The 20,508-nt window shown below is 72.2% G+C and carries 14 protein-coding genes and 1 riboswitch; of the genes, 8 read left to right on the top strand and 6 right to left on the bottom strand.

Annotated features, from left to right (window positions below; all coding sequences use genetic code 11):
- Positions 1–18: 18 nt before the first annotated feature.
- From EBO36_RS12055 to EBO36_RS12040, 4 genes are all read left to right on the top strand, one after another.
- A complete protein-coding gene (locus EBO36_RS12055) occupies positions 19–294 on the top strand; it encodes a DUF3017 domain-containing protein (protein ID WP_127571426.1) in 276 nt (91 codons plus the stop codon).
- A 27-nt stretch (positions 295–321) separates the two neighbouring features.
- Positions 322–1,698: a hemolysin family protein gene (locus tag EBO36_RS12050; RefSeq protein WP_122824834.1), complete on the top strand. Its 1,377-nt coding sequence runs from the start codon at positions 322–324 to the stop codon at positions 1,696–1,698.
- 128 nt (positions 1,699–1,826) lie between these two features.
- On the top strand, positions 1,827–3,044 hold the full coding sequence (locus EBO36_RS12045) for an NADP-dependent isocitrate dehydrogenase (protein WP_122824833.1): 1,218 nt from the start codon (positions 1,827–1,829) through the stop codon (positions 3,042–3,044).
- 15 nt (positions 3,045–3,059) lie between these two features.
- The gene (locus tag EBO36_RS12040) at positions 3,060–4,043 is read left to right on the top strand and encodes a malate dehydrogenase (protein WP_122824832.1); all 984 of its coding nucleotides are present in this window, start codon (positions 3,060–3,062) and stop codon (positions 4,041–4,043) included.
- 107 nt (positions 4,044–4,150) lie between these two features.
- On the opposite strand, the gene EBO36_RS12035 is transcribed toward EBO36_RS12040, so the two are convergent.
- The gene (locus EBO36_RS12035; RefSeq protein ID WP_122824831.1) at positions 4,151–4,522 is read right to left on the bottom strand and encodes an STAS domain-containing protein; all 372 of its coding nucleotides are present in this window, start codon (positions 4,520–4,522) and stop codon (positions 4,151–4,153) included.
- A 123-nt stretch (positions 4,523–4,645) separates the two neighbouring features.
- On the opposite strand from EBO36_RS12035, the gene EBO36_RS12030 reads away from it, so the two are divergent.
- From EBO36_RS12030 to pulA, 3 genes are all read left to right on the top strand, one after another.
- Positions 4,646–5,347 (top strand): TetR/AcrR family transcriptional regulator C-terminal domain-containing protein, encoded by a 702-nt coding sequence (locus EBO36_RS12030; RefSeq protein WP_241236884.1) that lies wholly within the window; start codon positions 4,646–4,648, stop codon positions 5,345–5,347.
- Between the two features lie 19 nt (positions 5,348–5,366).
- A complete protein-coding gene (locus EBO36_RS12025) occupies positions 5,367–6,602 on the top strand; it encodes a family 43 glycosylhydrolase (protein WP_164471463.1) in 1,236 nt (411 codons plus the stop codon).
- 124 nt (positions 6,603–6,726) lie between these two features.
- Positions 6,727–12,765: a pullulanase-type alpha-1,6-glucosidase gene (gene pulA / locus EBO36_RS12020; RefSeq protein ID WP_122824829.1), complete on the top strand. Its 6,039-nt coding sequence runs from the start codon at positions 6,727–6,729 to the stop codon at positions 12,763–12,765.
- 955 nt (positions 12,766–13,720) lie between these two features.
- On the opposite strand, the gene EBO36_RS12015 is transcribed toward pulA, so the two are convergent.
- From EBO36_RS12015 to purU, 5 genes are all read right to left on the bottom strand, one after another.
- The gene (locus EBO36_RS12015; RefSeq protein ID WP_122824828.1) at positions 13,721–14,638 is read right to left on the bottom strand and encodes a carbohydrate ABC transporter permease; all 918 of its coding nucleotides are present in this window, start codon (positions 14,636–14,638) and stop codon (positions 13,721–13,723) included.
- A 1-nt stretch (position 14,639) separates the two neighbouring features.
- Entirely contained in the window at positions 14,640–15,542 is a 903-nt protein-coding gene (locus tag EBO36_RS12010) for a carbohydrate ABC transporter permease (RefSeq protein WP_122824827.1), read from the bottom strand.
- Between the two features lie 102 nt (positions 15,543–15,644).
- On the bottom strand, positions 15,645–16,940 hold the full coding sequence (locus EBO36_RS12005) for an ABC transporter substrate-binding protein (RefSeq protein WP_122824826.1): 1,296 nt from the start codon (positions 16,938–16,940) through the stop codon (positions 15,645–15,647).
- A gap of 260 nt (positions 16,941–17,200) precedes the next feature.
- The gene (locus EBO36_RS12000) at positions 17,201–18,409 is read right to left on the bottom strand and encodes an ROK family transcriptional regulator (protein WP_164471462.1); all 1,209 of its coding nucleotides are present in this window, start codon (positions 18,407–18,409) and stop codon (positions 17,201–17,203) included.
- A gap of 340 nt (positions 18,410–18,749) precedes the next feature.
- Positions 18,750–19,619 (bottom strand): formyltetrahydrofolate deformylase, encoded by an 870-nt coding sequence (gene purU / locus EBO36_RS11995; RefSeq protein ID WP_241236883.1) that lies wholly within the window; start codon positions 19,617–19,619, stop codon positions 18,750–18,752.
- Between the two features lie 103 nt (positions 19,620–19,722).
- Between purU and EBO36_RS11990 the strand changes: the two genes are divergently transcribed.
- Entirely contained in the window at positions 19,723–20,241 is a 519-nt protein-coding gene (locus EBO36_RS11990) for a GNAT family N-acetyltransferase (protein WP_122825649.1), read from the top strand.
- A 125-nt stretch (positions 20,242–20,366) separates the two neighbouring features.
- Positions 20,367–20,456, top strand: a riboswitch (ZMP/ZTP riboswitch).
- Positions 20,457–20,508 lie beyond the last annotated feature (52 nt).

The raw sequence follows: 20,508 nt of genomic DNA, 5'->3' as shown, positions 1-20,508 counted from the left end.
CACGGTAGTCTTTCGGGGGTGACGACCTCGGAGGGTGCGCATAGCGCGCACAGCCCCGTGCTGTGGGCGCTGGTCGTCGGCGTGCTCGCCGTCTGCGGCACCGCCCTGTGGGTCGATGCGCCCACCGCGGTGCGCGTCCTCGCCGTCGTGCTCCTCGTCCTCGCCGGCGCCCGGGCCGTCGACCGGGCCCGGCCCAGCGCCCTCGCGGCCCGGTCCCGGCCGTTCGACGTCGCGGCCCTCCTCGTCCTCGCGGCCGCCCTCGTCGTCATCGCGCCGGCCGGCTATCTCACCTGACCCCCCGGCCCCCGGGAGAACGGACCGATGAACGACCTCGTCATTGACATCGTCCTCGTCTTCGCCTTCATCCTCCTCGGCGGTGTCTTCGCCGCGTCGGAGATCGCCCTCGTCTCCCTGCGCGAGGGCCAGGTGCGGGCGCTGGCCGAGCGGGGCGGCGCCGGGGCCAAGGTCGCCAAGCTCACCGGGAACTCCAACCGGTTCCTCTCCTCCGTCCAGGTCGGCGTCACGCTCGCCGGGTTCTTCTCCGCCTCGTTCGGTGCCGCGCAGATCGCGCCCCAGGTCTCCCCCACCCTCGAGTCGTGGGGCCTGGCGCCCGGGGCCGCCGGGTCGATCGCCTTCATCGGCACGACTGTCGTCATCTCCTACCTCTCGCTGGTCTTCGGCGAGCTCGTCCCCAAGCGCCTGGCGATGCAGAGTGCCGAGAAGTTCTCGGTCGTCGTCGCGACCCCGCTCGACTGGATCGCGACGATCATGCGTCCGGTCATCTGGCTGCTCGGGGCCTCGACGAACGTGGTCATGCGGCTGCTCGGGCGCGACCCGCACGCCCAGCGCGAGGAGATGGGCGCGGAGGAGCTGCGCTCGCTCGTCGCCGAGCACGAGTCCCTCGGCGAGCAGGAACGCAGCATGGTGGTCGACCTCCTCGCCGTCGGGGAGCGCACCGTGCAGGAGATCATGACGCCGCGCACCGAGGTGGAGTTCCTCGACGCGGACCTGCCCATCAGTGACGCGCAGCTCCTCGTGCGGACCCTGGAGCACTCGCGCTACCCCGTCCGTGGGGAGAACGACGACGACGTCGTCGGGTTCATCCACGTGCGCGACCTCATCCACCCCGAGGACCACGTGCGCGCGGTGGGCGACCTCGTGCGCCAGGTGATGTTCTTCCCCACGGGCAAGCTCATCCTCGCCGCCCTGACGGAGATGCGGGCGGCCAACTCCCACCTCGCCATCGTCGTCGACGAGTACGGCGGCACCGACGGCATCATCACCCTCGAGGACGTCGTCGAGGAGTTCGTCGGGGAGATCCACGACGAGTACGACCGGGAGGAGCCGGGCGTGGTCCTCCGGGGCGCCGTGGAGGACGTCGCGGGCCTGCTGGGCCGCGCGGACGTGGCCAAGGTCCTCGGGCGGGAGCTGCCCGAGGGGCCGTTCGACACCCTGGGCGGGTTCCTCATGGCGGGGCTCGGGCGGCTGCCCAAGGTCGGGGACACCCTGGTGTGGGACGACCTCCTCCTCACGGTCACCGCGCTCGACGGGCGACGGGTGGACCGCGTGGGCGTGAGCCTCGCGCCCGGGGCGGACCCGACCGACGACGGCGCCCACGCCGGTGAGGACCGCCCGGGGGCCTCGGGCCCGGACACGCAGGACGCGCCCGGCGGGGTCCACCCGCGCCGCTTCGCGTAGGGGCCGACACTCGCGCCGTCCCTCCGGGGCCAAGTATCTCGATGTCGAGTAATCTGGTCAGCGGCGCCGAGGCCTCGGCGCGCACGGACGTGGCGAGTCGCCCGCGTGGGCGGTCAGGAGTGGCGCGAATGTCGAAGATCAAGGTGGTTGGGCCCGTCGTCGAGCTCGACGGTGACGAGATGACGCGGATCATCTGGCAGTTCATCAAGGACCGCCTCATCCACCCCTACCTCGACGTGGACCTGCGGTACTACGACCTCGGTATCGAGAACCGCGACGCCACGGACGACCAGGTGACCATCGACGCGGCGAACGCCATCAAGGAGCACGGCGTCGGCGTCAAGTGCGCCACCATCACGCCCGACGAGGCCCGCGTGGAGGAGTTCGGCCTCAAGAAGATGTGGGTCTCGCCCAACGGGACGATCCGCAACATCCTCGGCGGCGTCGTCTTCCGCGAGCCGATCATCATCTCGAACATCCCCCGCCTCGTGCCCGGCTGGAACAAGCCGATCATCATCGGGCGCCACGCCCACGGCGACCAGTACAAGGCGACGAACTTCAAGGTCCCCGGTGCGGGCACGCTCACGCTGACCTACACGCCGGCGGACGGCTCCGAGCCGATCCACCAGGAGGTCGTCACCTACCCCGAGGCCGGCGGCGTCGCGATGGGCATGTACAACTTCAACGAGTCGATCCGCGACTTCGCGCGCGCCTCGTTCGCCTACGGCCTGCAGCGGAACTACCCCGTCTACCTCTCGACGAAGAACACGATCCTCAAGGCCTACGACGGCGCCTTCAAGGACATCTTCGCCGAGGTGTTCGAGGCCGAGTTCAAGGACCAGTTCGACGCCGCGGGCCTCACCTACGAGCACCGCCTCATCGACGACATGGTCGCCGCCGCGATGAAGTGGGAGGGCGGCTACGTCTGGGCGTGCAAGAACTACGACGGCGACGTCCAGTCCGACACGGTCGCGCAGGGCTTCGGCTCGCTCGGCCTCATGACGTCGGTCCTCATGACGCCGGACGGCAAGACCGTGGAGGCCGAGGCCGCGCACGGCACCGTCACCCGGCACTACCGCCAGCACCAGGCCGGCAAGCCGACGTCGACCAACCCGATCGCCTCGATCTTCGCCTGGACCCGAGGGCTCGCCCACCGCGGCAAGCTCGACGGCACCCCCGAGGTCACCGAGTTCGCGCAGACGCTCGAGGACGTCGTCATCAAGACGGTCGAGAGCGGGAAGATGACCAAGGACCTCGCGCTGCTCATCGGCAAGGACGCCGAGTGGCTCACCACGGAGGAGTTCCTCGCCGCCCTCGACGAGAACCTCGCCGCCCGCCTCGCCTGAGAAGGAGCTCCTCCCATGACCACGCCTGTCAACGTCACGGTCACCGGTGCCGCCGGTCAGATCGGCTACGCACTCCTCTTCCGCATCGCCTCGGGCCAGCTCCTCGGCCCGGACGTGCCCGTCCGGCTCCGCCTGCTCGAGATCCCGCAGGGCGTCAAGGCCGCGGAGGGCACCGCGATGGAGCTCGACGACTGCGCCTTCCCGCTGCTCGCCGGGATCGACATCTTCGACGACCCGCGCCGCGGGTTCGACGGCGCGAACATCGCCCTGCTCGTCGGTGCGCGCCCGCGCGGACCCGGCATGGAGCGCGGTGACCTCCTCGAGGCCAACGGCGGCATCTTCAAGCCGCAGGGCGAGGCCATCAACGCCGGTGCGGCGCAGGACGTGCGCGTCCTCGTCGTCGGCAACCCCGCCAACACGAACGCGCTCATCGCGCAGGCGCACGCCCCCGACGTCCCGGCGGAGCGCTTCACGGCCATGACGCGCCTCGACCACAACCGCGCGCTGAGCCAGCTCTCCGCCAAGACCGGTGCGCCGGTCGGCGACATCACCGGGCTGACGATCTGGGGCAACCACTCGGCCACCCAGTACCCGGACGTCTTCCACGCCCGCGTCGCCGGGCGCCCGGCGTCGGAGCTCGTCGACGAGGCGTGGCTGGAGAACGACTTCATCCCCACCGTCGCCAAGCGGGGCGCGGCGATCATCGCGGCGCGCGGGGCGTCGTCCGCGGCCTCGGCCGCCAACGCCGCGGTCGACCACGTCTTCGACTGGGTCAACGGCACCCCGGCGGGGGAGTGGACCTCGGTGGCGCTGCCCTCCGACGGCTCCTACGGCGTCCCGGAGGGGCTCATCTCCTCCTTCCCGGCCCGCTCCGTCGGCGGGCGCTGGGAGATCGTCCAGGACCTCGAGATCAACGCGTTCTCGCGCGCCAAGATCGACGCCTCGGTCGCCGAGCTCGTCGAGGAGCGCGAGGCCGTCAAGGGCCTCGGCCTCATCTGACCCGCGCGACCACGCCCCCGTACCGCTCCTGCCGGTACGGGGGCGTCGTCGTCGACGGGCAGGCGTCGGTCGGCAGGGCTACGGCCCGGCCGCGCCCGTGCGGCGGCTCAGACGTCGGTCGTGTGCCCGGCGGGGTGCGCCTCGTTGGGCCCCGGGTCCTCGTCGAGGACGTCGACGAGGCTGTCGAGGCGGGTGACGTCGAGGAGGAACCGGACGAGCTCCGGCGGCTGGATGAGCCGCACGCGGTGCGGGCTGCGCCGGACCAGGACGGCGAGGGTCGCGATGCCGAAGGAGTCCATGAACCGCAGCTCGCGGGCGTCGACGTCGATGGGCAGGTTCCGCCCGAGCGCCTCGTCGACGGCGGGCTGCACCTGCGTCTTGACGCCGAGGTCGATCTCGCCCGTGAGGACGAGGCGCGAGCGACCGTGCGACGTGATGAGCGCGACGGAGCCGTAGGGCTCCTCTGTGGTGCTCTCCATGGTGGCCTTTCCCCCCGAGTGCCGTGGCGGCGGTGAGACGCCGCACGGACGGGTGACATCGTAAACCGATGCGGTTTACGATGTAAACGTGGCGCACGGCAGCGCCGCGCAAAGGGGGGCGACGTGAGCGAGCGGGCGAGCGAGCGGCCCCGTCCGACCCTCGACCGGGGCCTCGTCATCGACACGGCCATCGGGATCGTCGAGTCCGAGGGGGTCAACGCGCTGAGCATGCGGCGCCTCGGCAGTGCCCTCGGCGTGGAGGCCATGGCCCTCTACCGCTACGTCGACGGGCGCGAGGACCTCCTCGAGGCGATCGTCGACACCGTCACCGCCGGCGTCGAGCGCTCCGCCGACATGGACCTCGGCCCGCGCGGGGGCTGGCAGGCGTACCTCCAGGGCGTCGCCCACGCCGTCCGCGACATCGCCCTGCGCTACCCGCAGACCTTCCCGCTCGTCGCCACCCGCCATCCCGCGGCGCCGTGGCTGCGACCACCGCTGCGTAACCTCGAGGTCGTCGAGGACTTCCTGCGGACCCTCCTGGAGATGGGGTTCACCGAGGAGCACGCGGTGATCACCTACCGCGCGTTCACGAGCTTCCTGCTCGGCCAGCTGCTCCTCGCCGTCGCGCAGGGCGGCGCCCAGGCGATGACGGAGGAGACCCTGGACGAGGGCGGCGCGGACATGCCCACCACGTCGGCCGACATCGCCGACTACCCCACGGTCCTCAGGCTGCGCGGCACGCTGTCCGTCGACCATGCCACGGAGGAGTTCGAGACCGCGCTGGAGGCCCTCCTCGACCGCATCGAGGCGTTCGTCGGGCAGTGACGGCGGGGAGGGGGCCGGTGTGGACTGGTCCTACGACGGCGCTCGCGGCCACCACGTCGGCCCGGACGGAGCGGTCCTCGCGTACCGCAGCGGCGGGCGCTACCCCCGGGCGTCGGACCTCGCGGTCCTCCAGGAGGACTTCGCCGACCCGACGGTGGTCGAGGTGGACGGGACGTTCTACATGTACGGGACCGCGACCACGCGCCTGGCGCGGACCAGGAGCGCGGGCGGCAGCGAGGGACCCTTCGTCGCCAGCGGCGAGCGGGTGAGCGACGGGTTCACCGTGGTGCCCGTCCGGGCGCAGGTCGCGCGGTCGAGGGACCTGCACGCCTGGGAGCTGCTCCCCTTCGACGCGCTGGCGGCCCTGCCGCAGTGGCTCCCGTCCGGGAACGTCGCGGTGTCCGTGTGGGCCTCCCACCCCGTGCTCTCCCCGAGCGGCACGGCGCTGCTGTACTACTCGCTCGTCCTCACGCGGTACCGGGACCCGGCGCGCAGGCTGGCCGGGTCCGTGACGAGCCACGTCAGCGTGGCGACGGCGGACCGCCCCGAGGGGCCGTTCCTCGACCGCACTGCGGCGCCGCTGCTCTCCGGGCCCGGCTACCGCTGCATCGACCCGTTCGTCCATCTCGGCGACGACGGGTGGGCCCTGGTCCTCGGCTCCGACGGGGCGGACATCACCGAGCACGCCCTCGACGACACCGGCACGCGGGTCCGCGTCCCGTCCGGGCCGGTCCGGCGCCTGCTCGCGCCGCGGGCGGGCGACGTCTACCACCGGGTCCAGGAGGCGCCCTACCTCGCCGGGGACCTGCTCCTCACCTCGGGGGCCGACTGCTTCGCCAACGACAAGCCGCGCGAGTGGGCCTTCCCCGACGAGCCCGGGGCCGAGTACGACTGGTACCGCTACGGCGGCTACGCGGTCCTCCAGGCCCTCCCCGGCGACGCCGGGTTCGCCTCGCGCACGGGGCCGGACGGGGTCCTCGACGACGTGGTGCTCGAGGGCAACGAGGACGTCAAGAACCCTGGGAACGCGTGCGTCGTCGAGACCGGCGGGCGCACCTACCTCGTCGGTCACCTCATCGACCGGGACGACCAGTACCTCGGCCGCACGGCGGCGGAGCGCCGCGCCAAGGTCAACCGGCGGCTCCCGTTCGTGGTGGAGGCGTTCCGGCGGGCGGACGGCTCGCTGGAGGTGCCGGGCGGGCAGTTCCACCGCGACCACCGCGGGCCCGAGCACGCCGTCCGGCACTTCCGCTGACGCCGTCGCCGCCCGCACGCGAACCGGCTCCATTGAAACGGTTGCAAGGTCTTGCACGGTCGTTGCAGGACCCCTAGGCTCAGCCCGAGCCACGCGCCCGTGGCTCGGAGACACAGGAGTCCCCATGCCCGTGAGCACCACCCGACGGCGCGTCGCTACCGCGCTGCTGCCCGCTCTCGCCCTCATCGGCCTCGCCGGTGCCGGCGCTGGGCCCCTAGCCCCACCCGCCCGAGCCGACGACCACCTCCCGGTCCTCGTCGGCAGCTTCCAGGCCGAGCTCGGCTGCGCCGAGGACTGGGCGCCCGCGTGCGAGGCCACCGCCCTGACCGCCACCGAGACCGCCGGCGTCTTCGCCGCCGAGTTCGACGTCCCCGCCGGCGACCACGAGTTCAAGGTCGCCCTCGGCGGGGACTGGGAGGACGCCTACGGCGTCGACGGCGGCGAGACGAACTTCGCGCTTCCCCTCGCCGGTGAGACGCGGCTGCGGTTCGTCTTCGACGACAACGTCGACCGCGTCGGCCTCGAGGTCCTCGACCTCGCGGGCGACTACACGCCCGCGGACGACGCCCTGGTCGCCGAGCCGGCTCGCCAGGCCGGCGCCCAGGAGCAGTTCTACTTCGTCATGACCGACCGGTTCGCCAACGGCGACCCGACGAACGACACCGCCGGGCTGGGCGAGGACCGCCTCGTCTCCGGCTTCGACCCCACGGACAAGGGCTTCTACCAGGGCGGCGACATCGCCGGCCTGCACTCCCAGCTCGACTACATCGAGGGCCTGGGCACGACGGCCATCTGGCTCACGCCGTCGTTCGCCAACCGGCCGGTCCAGGGCGAGGGCGCGAACGCCTCCGCCGGGTACCACGGCTACTGGGTCACGGACTTCACCCGGATCGACCCGCACCTCGGCACCAACGCCGAGCTCGAGGCGCTCATCGACGACGCCCACGACCGCGGGATCAAGGTCTACTTCGACATCATCACCAACCACACCGCGGACGTCATCTCCTACACCGAGGGCCAGTACTCCTACGTCGACCAGGAGACGTCCCCCTACCGGGACGCGGACGGTGCGCCGTTCGACCCCGCCGACTACGCCGGCACGGGTGACTTCCCGGCGCTGGACCCCGAGGTCTCCTTCCCGTACACCCCCGTGGCGAACCCCGAGTTCCAGCGGACCCCCGCGTGGCTCAACGACGTCACGCTCTACCACAACCGGGGCGACTCGACGTGGTCCGGCGAGTCCGTCACCTACGGCGACTTCTCCGGGCTCGACGACCTCATGACGGAGCACCCGCGCGTCGTCGACGGCTTCATCGACGTCTACCAGGACTGGATCGACCTGGGGATCGACGGCTTCCGGATCGACACCGCCAAGCACGTGAACTTCGAGTTCTGGGAGGAGTGGAGCACCGAGGTGCTCGACCACGCCCGCGCCCAGGGCAACGAGGAGTTCTTCATGTTCGGCGAGGTCTACGACGCCGACGCCCGCCTGCTCTCGCCCTACGTCCGTGAGACCGACATGAGCTCGGTCCTCGACTTCGCGTTCCAGTCGGCCGCGGTCAACTACGCCAAGGGCGCCACCGCCCAGGCGCTGTCCGCGCTGTTCGCCTCAGATGACTACTACACGACGCCGACGACGACCGCCGACGCCCTGCCCACCTTCCTCGGCAACCACGACATGGGCCGCGTCGGGTTCTTCCTCGACGGCGCGGGCGCGGAGCTCGACCGCTCCATGCTCGCCCACTCCCTCATGTACCTCACCCGCGGCCAGCCCGTCGTCTACTACGGCGACGAGCAGGGCTTCGTCGGTGCGGGCGGGGACAAGGACGCCCGGCAGAGCCTCTTCGCCAGCCAGACCGAGCAGTACCAGCAGGAGCTCACGCTGTACGGGGAGCCGATCGGCTCGCAGGACCGGTTCGACACCGACGTCCCGCTGTACACGCACATCGCCGAGCTCGCTGAGCTGCGCTCGAGCACGCCGGCGCTCACCACCGGCGCCCAGGTCGAGCTGCACGCCGACGAGGGCGCCGGCGTCTACGCCTTCGCCCGTGTCGACGTCGACGAGCGCGTCGAGCACGTCGTCGCCGTCAACAACGCGGCCGCCGCGCGGACGGTCACCTTCACCACCCTCACGCCCGGGGCGACCTACACCTCGCGCTACGGTGACGCCGGTACGGTCACCGCGGGCGCCGACGGTGCGCTCACCCTCACCGTCCCCGGCCTCGAGGCCCTCGTGCTCGTCGCCGACGAGACCGTGGGCGAGCCCGCCGCCGCCGGTGACGTCACCCTGACCCCGACCCCCGGGGCGAAGGTCACCGGCATGGTCCCGGTGAGCGCCGACGTCGCCGACGACGTGTGGGCCGAGACGAGCTTCGCCTACCGCCTCGTCGGCGAGGAGGACTGGACGGCGCTCGGCGTCGCCGAGGGCGACACGCCCCGGGTCTTCCACGACGCGAGCGACCTGCCTCGCGGCACGCTCGTCGAGTACCGCGCCGTGACGGAGGACGCCGCGGGCCACCGCGTCGCCGCCTCGACCGTCGGCTCGGTGGACCAGGCCGTCGACCTCAGCGTCGACGAGGGTCCCGGCCAGTCCGAGCTCGTCACCGTCCCGGGCAGCCACAACACGGAGATGGGCTGCACCGCGGACTGGGCGCCCGACTGCGAGGCCGCGGTCCTCACGCAGCGTCCCGACGGCGCGTACTCCGCGACGTTCGACCTGCCCGCCGGCTCCTACGAGTACAAGGCCGCCGTCGGCGGGACGTGGGACGTCAGCTACGGCGTCGGCGGCGTGCCCGGTGGGGCGAACATCGCCTACACCCACGCCGGTGGTCCCATCACCTTCTACTACGACCCCATCACCCACGTGGTGACGTCCAGCGCCGAGGGCCCGCTCATCACGCTGCCCGGCAGCTACCAGAGCGAGGCCGGGTGCCCCGGTGACTGGCAGCCCGACTGCCTCGCCACCTGGATGCAGGACGTCGACGGCGACGGCGTGTACACCTGGTCGACGGACGCGCTGCCCACCGGTGCGTACGAGGTCAAGGTGGCCCACAACCTCGGCTGGGCCGAGAACTACGGCGCCAACGGTGCCCTCAACGGCGCCAACATCCCCTTCAGCGCGACGGAGGGCAAGCTCGTGGTCTTCAGCTACGACATCGCGACGCACCAGCTCACCATCGAGGTGACCGACCCGCCGGTGGCGGGGGCGGGGCAGCTCGGCGCGCACTGGCTCGACGCGACGACGATCGCGTGGCCGACCGACCTGCTCGGCGGCGCCGACCCGGCCGACCTCACGTGGTCGCTCCACCACGCCCCCACCGGCGGGATCACGCTCGCCGACGGCACCGTGAACGGCGGTGAGGAGGTGACGCTCACCCGCGTGGCCTCCGGCATCGGCGAGGAGCTCGCCGCGGCCTACCCGCACCTCGCGGGCCACGTCGCCCTCCGGGTCGACGGCCTCGACCGCGAGACGACGGAGCGGGTCCTCACCGGCCAGCTCATGGTCCTCCAGCGCGGCGCGGGCGACGTCCCGACCGCGTTCACCGGGGTCCAGATCCCCGGGGTCCTCGACGACCTCTATGCCGCCGACGCCGCCGACCGCGCGCTCGGTGTCACGTGGGACGGCGGTGAGCCGACGCTCGCGCTGTGGGCACCGACCGCCAAGGACGTCGACCTGCTCCTGTGGGCCGACGGCACCGGGAACGGCGAGCCCCAGCGGATCGCCGCGACCCGCGAGGACGACGGCTCGTGGACGGTCGAGGGTGCGGCGGACTGGCGCGACCGCGCCTACCGCTTCGCCGTCGAGGTCTACGTCCCCGCCGAGGGGGAGGTGGTGACCAACGAGGTGACCGACCCCTACTCCGTCGGCCTCACCCGCAACTCCACCCACTCCGTCCTCCTCGACCTCGCCGACGAGGCGTGGGCGCCCGAGCTGTGGGCCGACACCCCGGCCCCCGTCGTCGAGCGTCCGGTCGACCGGACGATCTACGAGCTCCACGTCCGCGACTTCTCCATCTCCGACGAGTCGGTGCCCGAGGACCTGCGGGGGACCTACCTCGCCTTCGCCCAGCCCGACAGCGCCGGCATGACGCACCTGCGTGAGCTCGCCGACGCGGGGATGAACACCGTCCACCTCCTGCCCACCTTCGACATCGCCACGATCGAGGAGGACCGGGCCGCCCAGTCGGAGCCGGAGATCACGGCCGACGCCGGCCCGGCGTCGGAGGAGCAGCAGGCCGCGGTCGGCGCCGTCGCCGACGCGGACGGCTTCAACTGGGGCTACGACCCCTGGCACTTCTCCACCCCGGAGGGGTCCTACGCGACCCAGCCGGACGGCGGTGCCCGGGTCGCCGAGTTCCGCACCATGGTGGGCGGCCTGCACGAGGCCGGCCTCCAGGTGGTCGTCGACGAGGTGTACAACCACACCTCCGCCTCCGGCCAGGCCGAGCGCTCGGTCCTCGACCGGGTCGTGCCCGGCTACTACCATCGCCTGTCCCCGACGGGCTCGGTGGAGACCTCCACGTGCTGCGAGAACGTCGCCACGGAGCACGCCATGGCCGAGAGGCTCATGGTCGACTCCGTCGTCCTGTGGGCGCGGGACTACCGCGTCGACGGCTTCCGGTTCGACCTCATGGGCCACCACTCGCGGGACAACATGCTCGCGGTCCGCGCGGCGCTCGACGCCCTCACGCTCGAGGAGGACGGCGTCGACGGTTCGGCGATCTACCTCTACGGCGAGGGCTGGGACTTCGGAGAGGTCGCGGGCAACGCCCGCTTCGTCCAGGCCAAGCAGGGTGAGCTGGGCGGCACCGGCATCGGGACGTTCTCCGACCGGCTGCGCGACGCCGTCCACGGCGGCTCGCCGGTGGACTCCAGCACCATCCAGCAGCAGGGCTTCGGCACCGGCCTGTACACCGACCCCAACGGCGCCGGGTACTTCCCGACGCCGGAGGCGGAGCTCGCCGACCTCCAGCACCAGAGCGACCTCGTGCGCCTGGGTCTGGCCGGCAACCTCGCCGGGTACTCCTTCCTCACCGCCGACGGGGAGGTGCGCCGGGGCGACGAGATCGACTACCGCGGCGCACCGGCCGGGTACGCCGAGCAGCCGGAGGAGGTCATCACGTACGTGGACGCCCACGACAACGAGACCCTCTTCGACCTGCTCACCCTCAAGCTCCCCACCGACACCACGATGGCGGAGCGGGTGCGGATGAACACCCTGTCGCTGGCCACCACGGCCCTGTCCCAGACGCCGTCGTTCTGGCACGCCGGCACGGACCTGCTGCGCAGCAAGTCGCTCGACCGGAACAGCTACAACTCCGGCGACCACTTCAACCGCATCGACTGGACCGGCCAGGACAACAACTTCGGCGTCGGCCTGCCGCCGGAGGCGGACAACGGCACGCACTGGGACCTCATGCGCCCGCTGCTGTCGGACCCGGCGCTCGCGCCGACCCCGCAGGACATCGCGGCGTCGAGCGCCATGGCGCAGGACCTGCTCGAGCTGCGGTTCTCCACCGAGCTGTTCCGGCTCGGCTCGGCGGACCTCATCGCGCAGAAGGTCACCTTCCCGGGCTCCGGCCCGGAGGCGGCCCCCGGCGTGGTCACCATGCGGGTGGACGACACCGTGGGTGAGGACGTCGACCCGGCGCTCGACGGCCTGCTCGTCGTCTTCAACGCGACGCCGGAGCCGGTGACCCAGGCGGTCACCGACCTGGCCGGGCGTGAGCTCACGCTCTCCCCGGTCCAGGCGGCCGGAGCTGACGACGTCGTCCGGGGGACCACCTGGGACGCCGCCGCCGGCACCGTCACCGTGCCGGCACGGACCGTCGCGGTCCTCGTCGAGGCCTCCGCGGCCCCGACGCCGGACCCGACGGACACCCCGACCGAGACGCCGACGGACCCGACGACGGACCCGACGGACCCGACGACGGACCCGACCGACCCGACGACGGACCCGACCGGGCCGACGGGGCCGACGACGGACCCGAGCGACCCGACGGGCGAGCCCGGCGACGGGGCGCCCGAGGCCGACGGACCCGGCGCACCTGGCGGGGACATGCCGGTGACCGGCGCCGGCCTGGGGGCCGCCGCCCTCGGCCTGCTGCTCCTCGCCGCGGGCGCGGGCCTGGCCCTCGCCCACCGGAGGCGCCAGCTCGCCTGATCCCGCGCAGCCGCCGTCGGCCGCCGTCCTGTCACACGCGTGACGGGGCGGCGGCCGCCGTCGTTCCCGCCCGCGCGAGTCGCGGGCGGCGCCCGCCTCTGTCATCCCCTCTGCTGATCATGCAGCCCCTCCCGCGTTGGTGATCGTGCAGAAACGCTGGAGCCGCCGCCCCGCCGCGCCCCGGCTGCCTGCCACGCCGCCCCGTCTGGCTGGCCCACGTCTGCCGGCCCCGCGTCGCCCCCGTCCGCCGGCCACATCGCCGCGTCTGCGGGCCCCAGCCGCCCCGTCTGGCCGCTATGGGTGACATCCCAGCGCTATAGGCACAGCAATCTCACCCGATAGTGAGCAATCGGGTGGGATGGCCGTGTGCTGGAGCGGAAGGGGGCAGTGCGCCGCGCGGCGACCGATAGGCCGGCCGAGGCGCGGGAGTGGCGCGCCAGGGGCGGGCTGCGCAGATAACCCGTCGGCGTGGCCCGAGAGCGGCTACCGCCGAGGGCGCCGGTCGGGCCGCCCCGTGGTCGGGGTCTGCCCCAAGCCGTCCTGGTCGCCGGATCCGGCCGCTCTGGGTGACATCCCAGCGGTATAGGCACAGCAATCTCACCCGTTAGCGGGGAATCGGGGGGATGGCCGTGGCTGGACGGGGAGCAGGCGGTGAGGGGGCCGCTGCCGCCCGGGCGTCAGGTCGCCCTGGTCGCCAGGTCTGGCCGCTGTGGGTGACATTGCAGCGGTATAGGCACAGCAATCTCACCCGTTAGCGGGGTATCGGGGGATGGCCGTGGCCGGAGGGGGAGCAGGCAGTGTGCGGGGGCCGGGGCCGGGGCTGGGGGCGGTGGCCGGAGGCGAGGCGACCCGCGATCGCCGGTGGAGCACGCGGCCATCCGCAGCGGAGGGGTGCGGAGACGACGCAGGGGCGCCCCGCGGTGCGCGGGACGCCCCCTGCGGGGGTGGGTGCGGGTCAGCCCTTGACGGAGCCCGACATCAGACCGCCGATGAAGTACTTGCCCAGCAGGATGTAGACCACCAGCGTCGGCAGCGAGGCGAAGAGCGCCCCGGCCATCGACACGCCGTAGTTCTGCAGCAGGGCGCCGTTCGCGAGGTTGTTGAGCGCGAGCGTCACCGGGCCGTTCTGGCTGGAGGAGAAGAACACCGCGAAGAGGAAGTCGTTCCACGCCGAGGTGAACTGCCAGATGAGGACGACGACGAAACCGGGCGCCGACACGGGCAGGATCACCGAGAAGTACGTGCGGAGCATGCCCGCGCCGTCGACCCGCGCCGCCTCGATGAGCTCGTGGGGGATCGACTGGTAGTAGTTCCGGAAGATCAGCGTCGTGATCGGGATGCCGTAGATGACGTGCACGAGGATCAGTGACGGCACGCCGGTCGGGATGTTGAGGCCCAGCATGAGCTGCAGGAGCGGGATCATCACGGCCTGGTACGGGATGAACATCCCGAAGAGGATCACCGTGAAGACGATGTTCGCTCCGCGGAACGACCACCGGGACAGGACGAAGCCGTTCATCGACCCGAGGACCGCGGCGATGATCGAGGCCGGGATGACCATCTGCAGGGTCCGCCACAGCGCCGGGGCCAGGGCGTCCCAGGCCGCGACCCAGTTGTCCGTGGTCCACGTCGTCGGCAGCGCCCAGGCGCGGGTGGGCGAGGCGTCGCCCGCCCCCTTGAAGCTCGTGACGAAGAGGACGTACACCGGCACGAGGACGATGAGCAGGAAGAAGAGCAGCGCGGCGTAGCGCAGCGTGCGCCCGACCGTGAAGCCGCCCGTGGGGCGGGTCCGGGCCGAGGGGAGCGGGCCGGCGCCGCCCTCGCCGGCGTGGAGCGGCGGGATCGGGGGAGCGGGTGCGGAAGTAGTGGTCATGTCAGCGCCTCTCCGCCCGTGCGTTGTGGACGAGGTACGGGATGATGACGGCGGCGACGATGATCAGCAGGATCGAGCCGACCGCCGCCGAGTTCGCATAGTCGAAGCTCGACTTGTACAGGTACATGTCGATCGCCGGAACCTTGGTCTGGTAGTTCGCGGGCTTGGAGATCGACATGATGAGGTCGAACGCCTTGAGCGACATGTGCCCGACGATGACGAGGGCACTGAGCGCCACGGGGGACAGCTGCGGGAAGAGCACGTGCCGGTAGAGCTTCCACTCTGAGGCGCCGTCGACCCGCCCCGCCTCGCGCAGCTCCTCCGGGATGCCGCGGAAGCCGGCGAGGAAGAGCGCCATGACGTAGCCCGAGAGCTGCCAGATGGCGGGCAGGGCGATGGCCGCGATGCCCCATGTGACGTTGTTCCACCAGGGGTTCTGGAGGAAGTCCAGGCCGATGATCTGGAACAGCCGGTTGAGGCCGCTCGCGTTCTCGCCCTCGTTGGAGTTGAGCAGCCAGCGCCACACGACGCCGGAGGCCACGAAGGAGACGGCCATGGGGAAGAGGTACACCGAGCGGAAGATCCCCTCGCCCTTGATGGGCTTGTCGAGCAGCCAGGCCCAGACGAAGCCGAGGACCATGGTGCCGACGAGGAAGACGACGGTGTAGAGGACGAGGTTCTTCAGCGAGTGCTGGAACGCGTCGTCACCGAGCAGGGCGAAGTAGTTCTCGAGCCCGACGAAAGCGGTGGGCGCCTGGCCGGTGGCCTGGGGCGCGGTGTGGGAGTCGGTCAGCGACGTCTGGAAGTTGATACCGATCAACCCGTAGACGAAGACCGCGATGAGGATGATGGAGGGAGTAAGGAGCAGGACCGGCGGGCCCCACCTGCGGATGGTTCGGGTCATCGGGACACCTCCGAGAGACGGTGAGCGGGTGGACGCGCCCGTGCGGGCCGGACTGGGGTGTCCGGCCCGCACGTCACGCTCCTGGGTTCAACGGTGTAGGGCTCAGCCCGCGACCGCGGCCACCAGCTCGCTCTGGAAGGTGGCGAGGTCCGACCCACCGGTGGTGAACTTGCTCGTGGCGTCGGAGATGCCGTTGAGGACGGCGACGGAGCTCGCGGCGCCGTGGGCGACGGACGGGACGATGGTGTCCTGGCCGTACGACTCGATCGCCGTCTGCTGGTACTCGGAGAACTCCGAGGCGTCGGCGTCCGTACGGGCCGGGATGGAGCCCTTGGCCTGGTTGAACGCGACCTGGCCCTCGAGGGACCCGACCGTCTCGAGCCACGCGCGGGCGCCGTCCGGGTTGGGGGAGCCGACGGGCAGGGTGAAGGAGTCGGCGAGGAAGCCGAAGACGCCGTCCGTGCCGGGGACCGGGAAGTGGACGTAGTCCTCCACGCCCTGCTCCTCGAACGCGGCGACGGCCCAGTCACCCATGATGTTGTAGGCCGCGCTGCCGTCGATGACCATCTGGGTGGCCTCGGGCCAGTCGAGCCCGTCGCGGTCGGTGTTGGTGAAGCTCATGAGCTGCTCGAAGGTCTCGAGCGCGCCCGTGACCTCAGCGCCCTCCCAGTCGGTCGACCCGTCCCAGAGGCCGGTGTAGGCCTCGGCGCCGAGCTCGGCCATGAGGACGGTCTCGAGGAGGTGGACCTGGGTCCACGTCGTCGCGACGGACAGCGGGGTGCCCCCCGCCTCCTGGACGGCCTCGAGGTCGGTGATCCACTCGTCGATCGACGCGGGGACGGCCGTGGGGTCGATCCCGGCCTCCTCGAGGACGGTCGGGTTGGCCCACACCACGTTGGAGCGGTGGATGTTGGAGGGCACCGAGTAGATGGCGTCGTCCACGGTGAGCAGGTCGATGAGGTCCTGCGGGAAGACCTCGGTGAGGCCGAACTCCTCGTAGAGGTCCGAGACGTCCTCGAGCTGCCCGGCGTCGATGTAGTCCTTGAGCTCCGCACCGGCGTGGCCCTGGAACGTGTCCGGCGGGTCGTTCGCCTGGAGGCGCGACTGCAGGAGGTCCTTGGCCGCCGAGCCGGCGCCACCGGCGACGGCGCCGTTGACGAACTCGATGTCCGGGTGCTGGGTGTTGAACACCTCGACCATGGCGTCGAGACCGAGCTTCTCGGAGCCGGCGGCCCACCAGGTGAAGACCTCGACCTCTCCGCTGTCGCCGCCGGCGGCCTCGTCGCCGCCGCCGGTCGCGTCGTCGTTCGTCGCGTTCGAGCCACCCGAGTTACCGCCACAGGCGGCCAGGGTGAGGCTGGCCGCTGCGAGCGCGGCCACCATAGTCGTACGTCGCATTCCTACTCCTTAAGAAACTCCGTCGTCTCCGGGCCGAGGCGCCGCGCCGCGGCCTCATCCCGTTCCGGTAGGGGTACCGGTCCGGGCTAGGCGCCAGTCTCTCCCATGACGTACCCATCACGTCAACTACTGGAGGAAACCGACATCAGTTTGTGACCAACAGGTCGGGGTCCTGTGCCCGCGGAGACCCCGCTCTCGCGGGGCACATCGCTCAGGACCGCGCAGAGCCTACCGCCAGCGGCTGCCCGTGGTGATGCTGCTCACCTGGTGGTCGAACGGGCGCCGCCGTCGAGCCCGGCGGTGGACGCCACGTCGGCGGCCACCGCGACGGCACCGAGGACCTCCGCGCGGTCCCCCAGCGCGGAGCGCTCCACCCGCACGCGGGAGCTGACCGAGGGGATGCACGTGCGGCGCACGCTCTCCCGGACGGCGTCGAGCAGGGGTTCTCCCGCGGCCGCCAGGGGCCCACCGATGAGGACGACCTCGGGGTCGAGGATGTTGGCCAGGACCGCGACCCCACGACCGATGCCACGCCCGACGTCCTCGATGGCGCGCTCGCACGCGCGGTTGCCGTCGGCGGCCAGCCGGAGCACGTCCTCGAGGGTGAGGTCGGCGCCGAGCGTGGGCCGCAGCATGGCGAGGACGGCCCGGACCGAGGCGACCGTCTCGAGGCACCCCCGCGACCCGCAGCGGCAGACCATGCCGTCGAGGTCGAGGGGGGTGTGGCCGAGCTCACCGGCGCTCCCGCCCGCGCCCCGGTGGAGCTCCCCGCCCAGCAGCATGCCGGCGCCCAGCCCGGTGGAGACCTTGATGTAGATGGCGTGGGAGGCCCCGCGGGCCGCCCCGTGCCGGGCCTCCGCGAGCATGCCGAGGTTGGCGTCGTTGTCGATGCCGACGGGGACACCGAGCTCGGCCCGCAGCACCCCGGCGACGTCGAAGCCCACCCACTCGGGCAGGATCGCGCCGACCCCGATGAGCTCGGTGGCGGACTCGAGGGGCCCGGGCAGCCCGATGCCCAGCGCGGTGAGGTCGCCCCGACCGGCGCCCAGGCCGGTGAGCAGCTCGTCGAGGACGTCGAGGACGAGGGCGGTGGTCGCCTCCCGGTCGTGCCCCACCGGGAGGTGGACGTTGCGCTCGGCGAGGACCTGCTGGTCCCGGTCCGTGACGGCGACCCGGGCGTGCGTGCGACCGACGTCGACCCCGGCGAGGTAGCCCGGCGCCGTGGTCAGGCGGACGACCTGGGCGGGCCGGCCGCGTCGCGGCGGGCGGTCGGCGCTGTCGGCCTCGGTGACGAGCCCGGCCGCCACCAGCTCGGCGACGAGGCTCGAGGCGGTGGTGGGGGAGACGGCGAGGGCGCGGGCCATCTCGGCTCGGGAGAGGGGGCCGCGCGTGCGCAACAGGTGGAGGAGGTCCTCACGGTTCCGCTCACGCAGCCGGCTCGCGCCCCGGGGTGCCACAAGGTCGCTCATCGCCACCCCTTTCATTCGCTTGTGGGGTTAATTAACTCCCATGGACCGAAGGTCTTGTCAAGGTCCTGGAGAAACGCCCGGCGGCGGGGACGAAGCGCTCGACCTTCGGCCAGGTCGCGCGGGACGCGGCGTCGGGCCGACCGCAGGCGGCCTGGCCGTGGCCCGGGCGTCATCCGTCAGGGCCGCAGCGGTGCGGCCCGGGCGTGCGACGCGGCGGCCCCGTCGTCGCCGTGGGGGACCGGCGGCTCGGGGAGGGGCGGCCCACCCGCCTGGCAGGGCACTCACGCGCGGGTCCGGGCACTCACGCGCGGGTCCGGGCGTCAGCCCCGGCAGGGCCCGGTCAGCGGAAGACGACCGTCCGCGTCCCGTCGAGGAGGACGCGGTGCTCGGCGTGCCAGCGCACCGCCCGGGCGAGGACGCGGCGCTCGACGTCCTCGCCGAGGGCGACCATCTCGGCGACGTCGTCGCCGTGGTCGACGCGCTCGACGTCCTGCTCGATGATCGGGCCCTCGTCGAGGTCGGCGGTGACGTAGTGGGCGGTCGCGCCGATGAGCTTGACGCCGCGGTCGTGGGCCTGGGCGTACGGGCGGGCACCCTTGAAGCTGGGCAGGAACGAGTGGTGGATGTTGATGACGTTGCCGGCGAGCTCCCGGCACAGGTCGTCGGAGAGGATCTGCATGTAGCGGGCGAGGACCACGAGCTCGACGTCGCGCTCGCGGACGAGGGCGAGCAGCTGCGCCTCGGCGTCGGCCTTGGTCGCCTTCGTCACGGGGATGTGCTGGAAGTCGTACCCGTAGAACTCGGCCATGGGCGCCAGCACCGTGTGGTTGGAGACGACGCCGACGACGTCGATGGGCAGCCGCTCGCTGCGCTGGCGGAACGCGAGGTCGTTGAGGCAGTGGGCCGCGGTGGAGACGAGGACGAGGGTGCGCAGCGGCCGGCCCACGACGTCGAGGTGGTAACGCATGGAGAACGACTCGGCGAGCGGGCGCAGCGCGGCCTCGAGCGCCTCGGGCGCGGCGGTGACCTCGACCTGCACGCGCATGAAGAACAGGCCCGTGGACGGGTCGCCGAACTGCTGCGACTCGGTGATGTTGCCGCCGAGCTCGGCGAGCAGGCCGGCGACGGCGCTGACGATGCCGGGCCGGTCGGGGCACGACAGCGACAGCACGAGATGGGTCGGGACGGCGTGGGTCGGGGCGGCGCTCACGCTGCCGAGGCTAGCCCACCGGGCGTGGGCGCCGGGCGTGGTCACCGATGAGGTCCGCGCGCCCTGAGACGGCGTGGACGGGCGGGCGTGCGGTGGTGCAAGGATGGCCCGCATGGATGACCTGCGGATCGACGTCGTCGACGACGCCTCGGCCGGTGAGCTGCTCACGGTGCGCCGGGCGGCCTTCGTCACCGAGGCCCAGCTCTACGGCGACCCCCACATCCCGGCCCTCACGCAGACGCTCGAGGACCTGCGCAGCGACCTCGCCCGGGACGACGTCGTCACGATCGCGGCGTGGGCGGGACCGCGGATGGTCGGCTCCATCCGCGTCGAGCTCGAGTCCGAGCGGGCCAACCTCGGCCGCCTCGCCGTCGTCCCCGACCTCCAGGGGCGGGGGATCGGGACGGAGCTGCTCATGGCGGTCCTGGAGTACCTGCCCGAGCAGACCAAGGAGGTCTGGGTCTTCACCGGCCAGGACTCCAAGCAGAACCTGTCGATGTACGCCAAGCACGGCTACGAGCACCAGTACGACCAGCACACCGGCGACCTCACGTACGCCTACCTGCGCCGCATCCTCGGCGAGGGCGAGGGCGAGGGCGAGGGCGAGGACGCCGAGGACTGACCGGTTCCACGCCGGTGCGGGTCGCGAGCAAGGCGCCGGGGCCGGGACGTGTCGGACCCCGGGGCCGGGACGCGGGCGCGCGGCGCGCGGCGTGATCCCGCCGCGGCGCGCCGCTTGATAGGGTCGGTTCCCGTCGCGACTGGCGCCTGAGGTGGATCACCACCGGGGAGCGGCGAAGCATGCAGACCTCGAGGTCGCCCGCCTGGGCCGAGGGTCACCCGATGACGCGTGCCCTGCACCGTCCGACGTGTGAGCAGCTGCGGAGGA

The sequence above is a fragment of the Georgenia faecalis genome (assembly GCF_003710105.1).
GTDB lineage: Bacteria > Actinomycetota > Actinomycetes > Actinomycetales > Actinomycetaceae > Georgenia_A > Georgenia_A faecalis.
The sequence above is the reverse complement of the archived record's forward strand: the minus strand, read 5'-3'. Positions and strand labels throughout refer to the sequence as shown.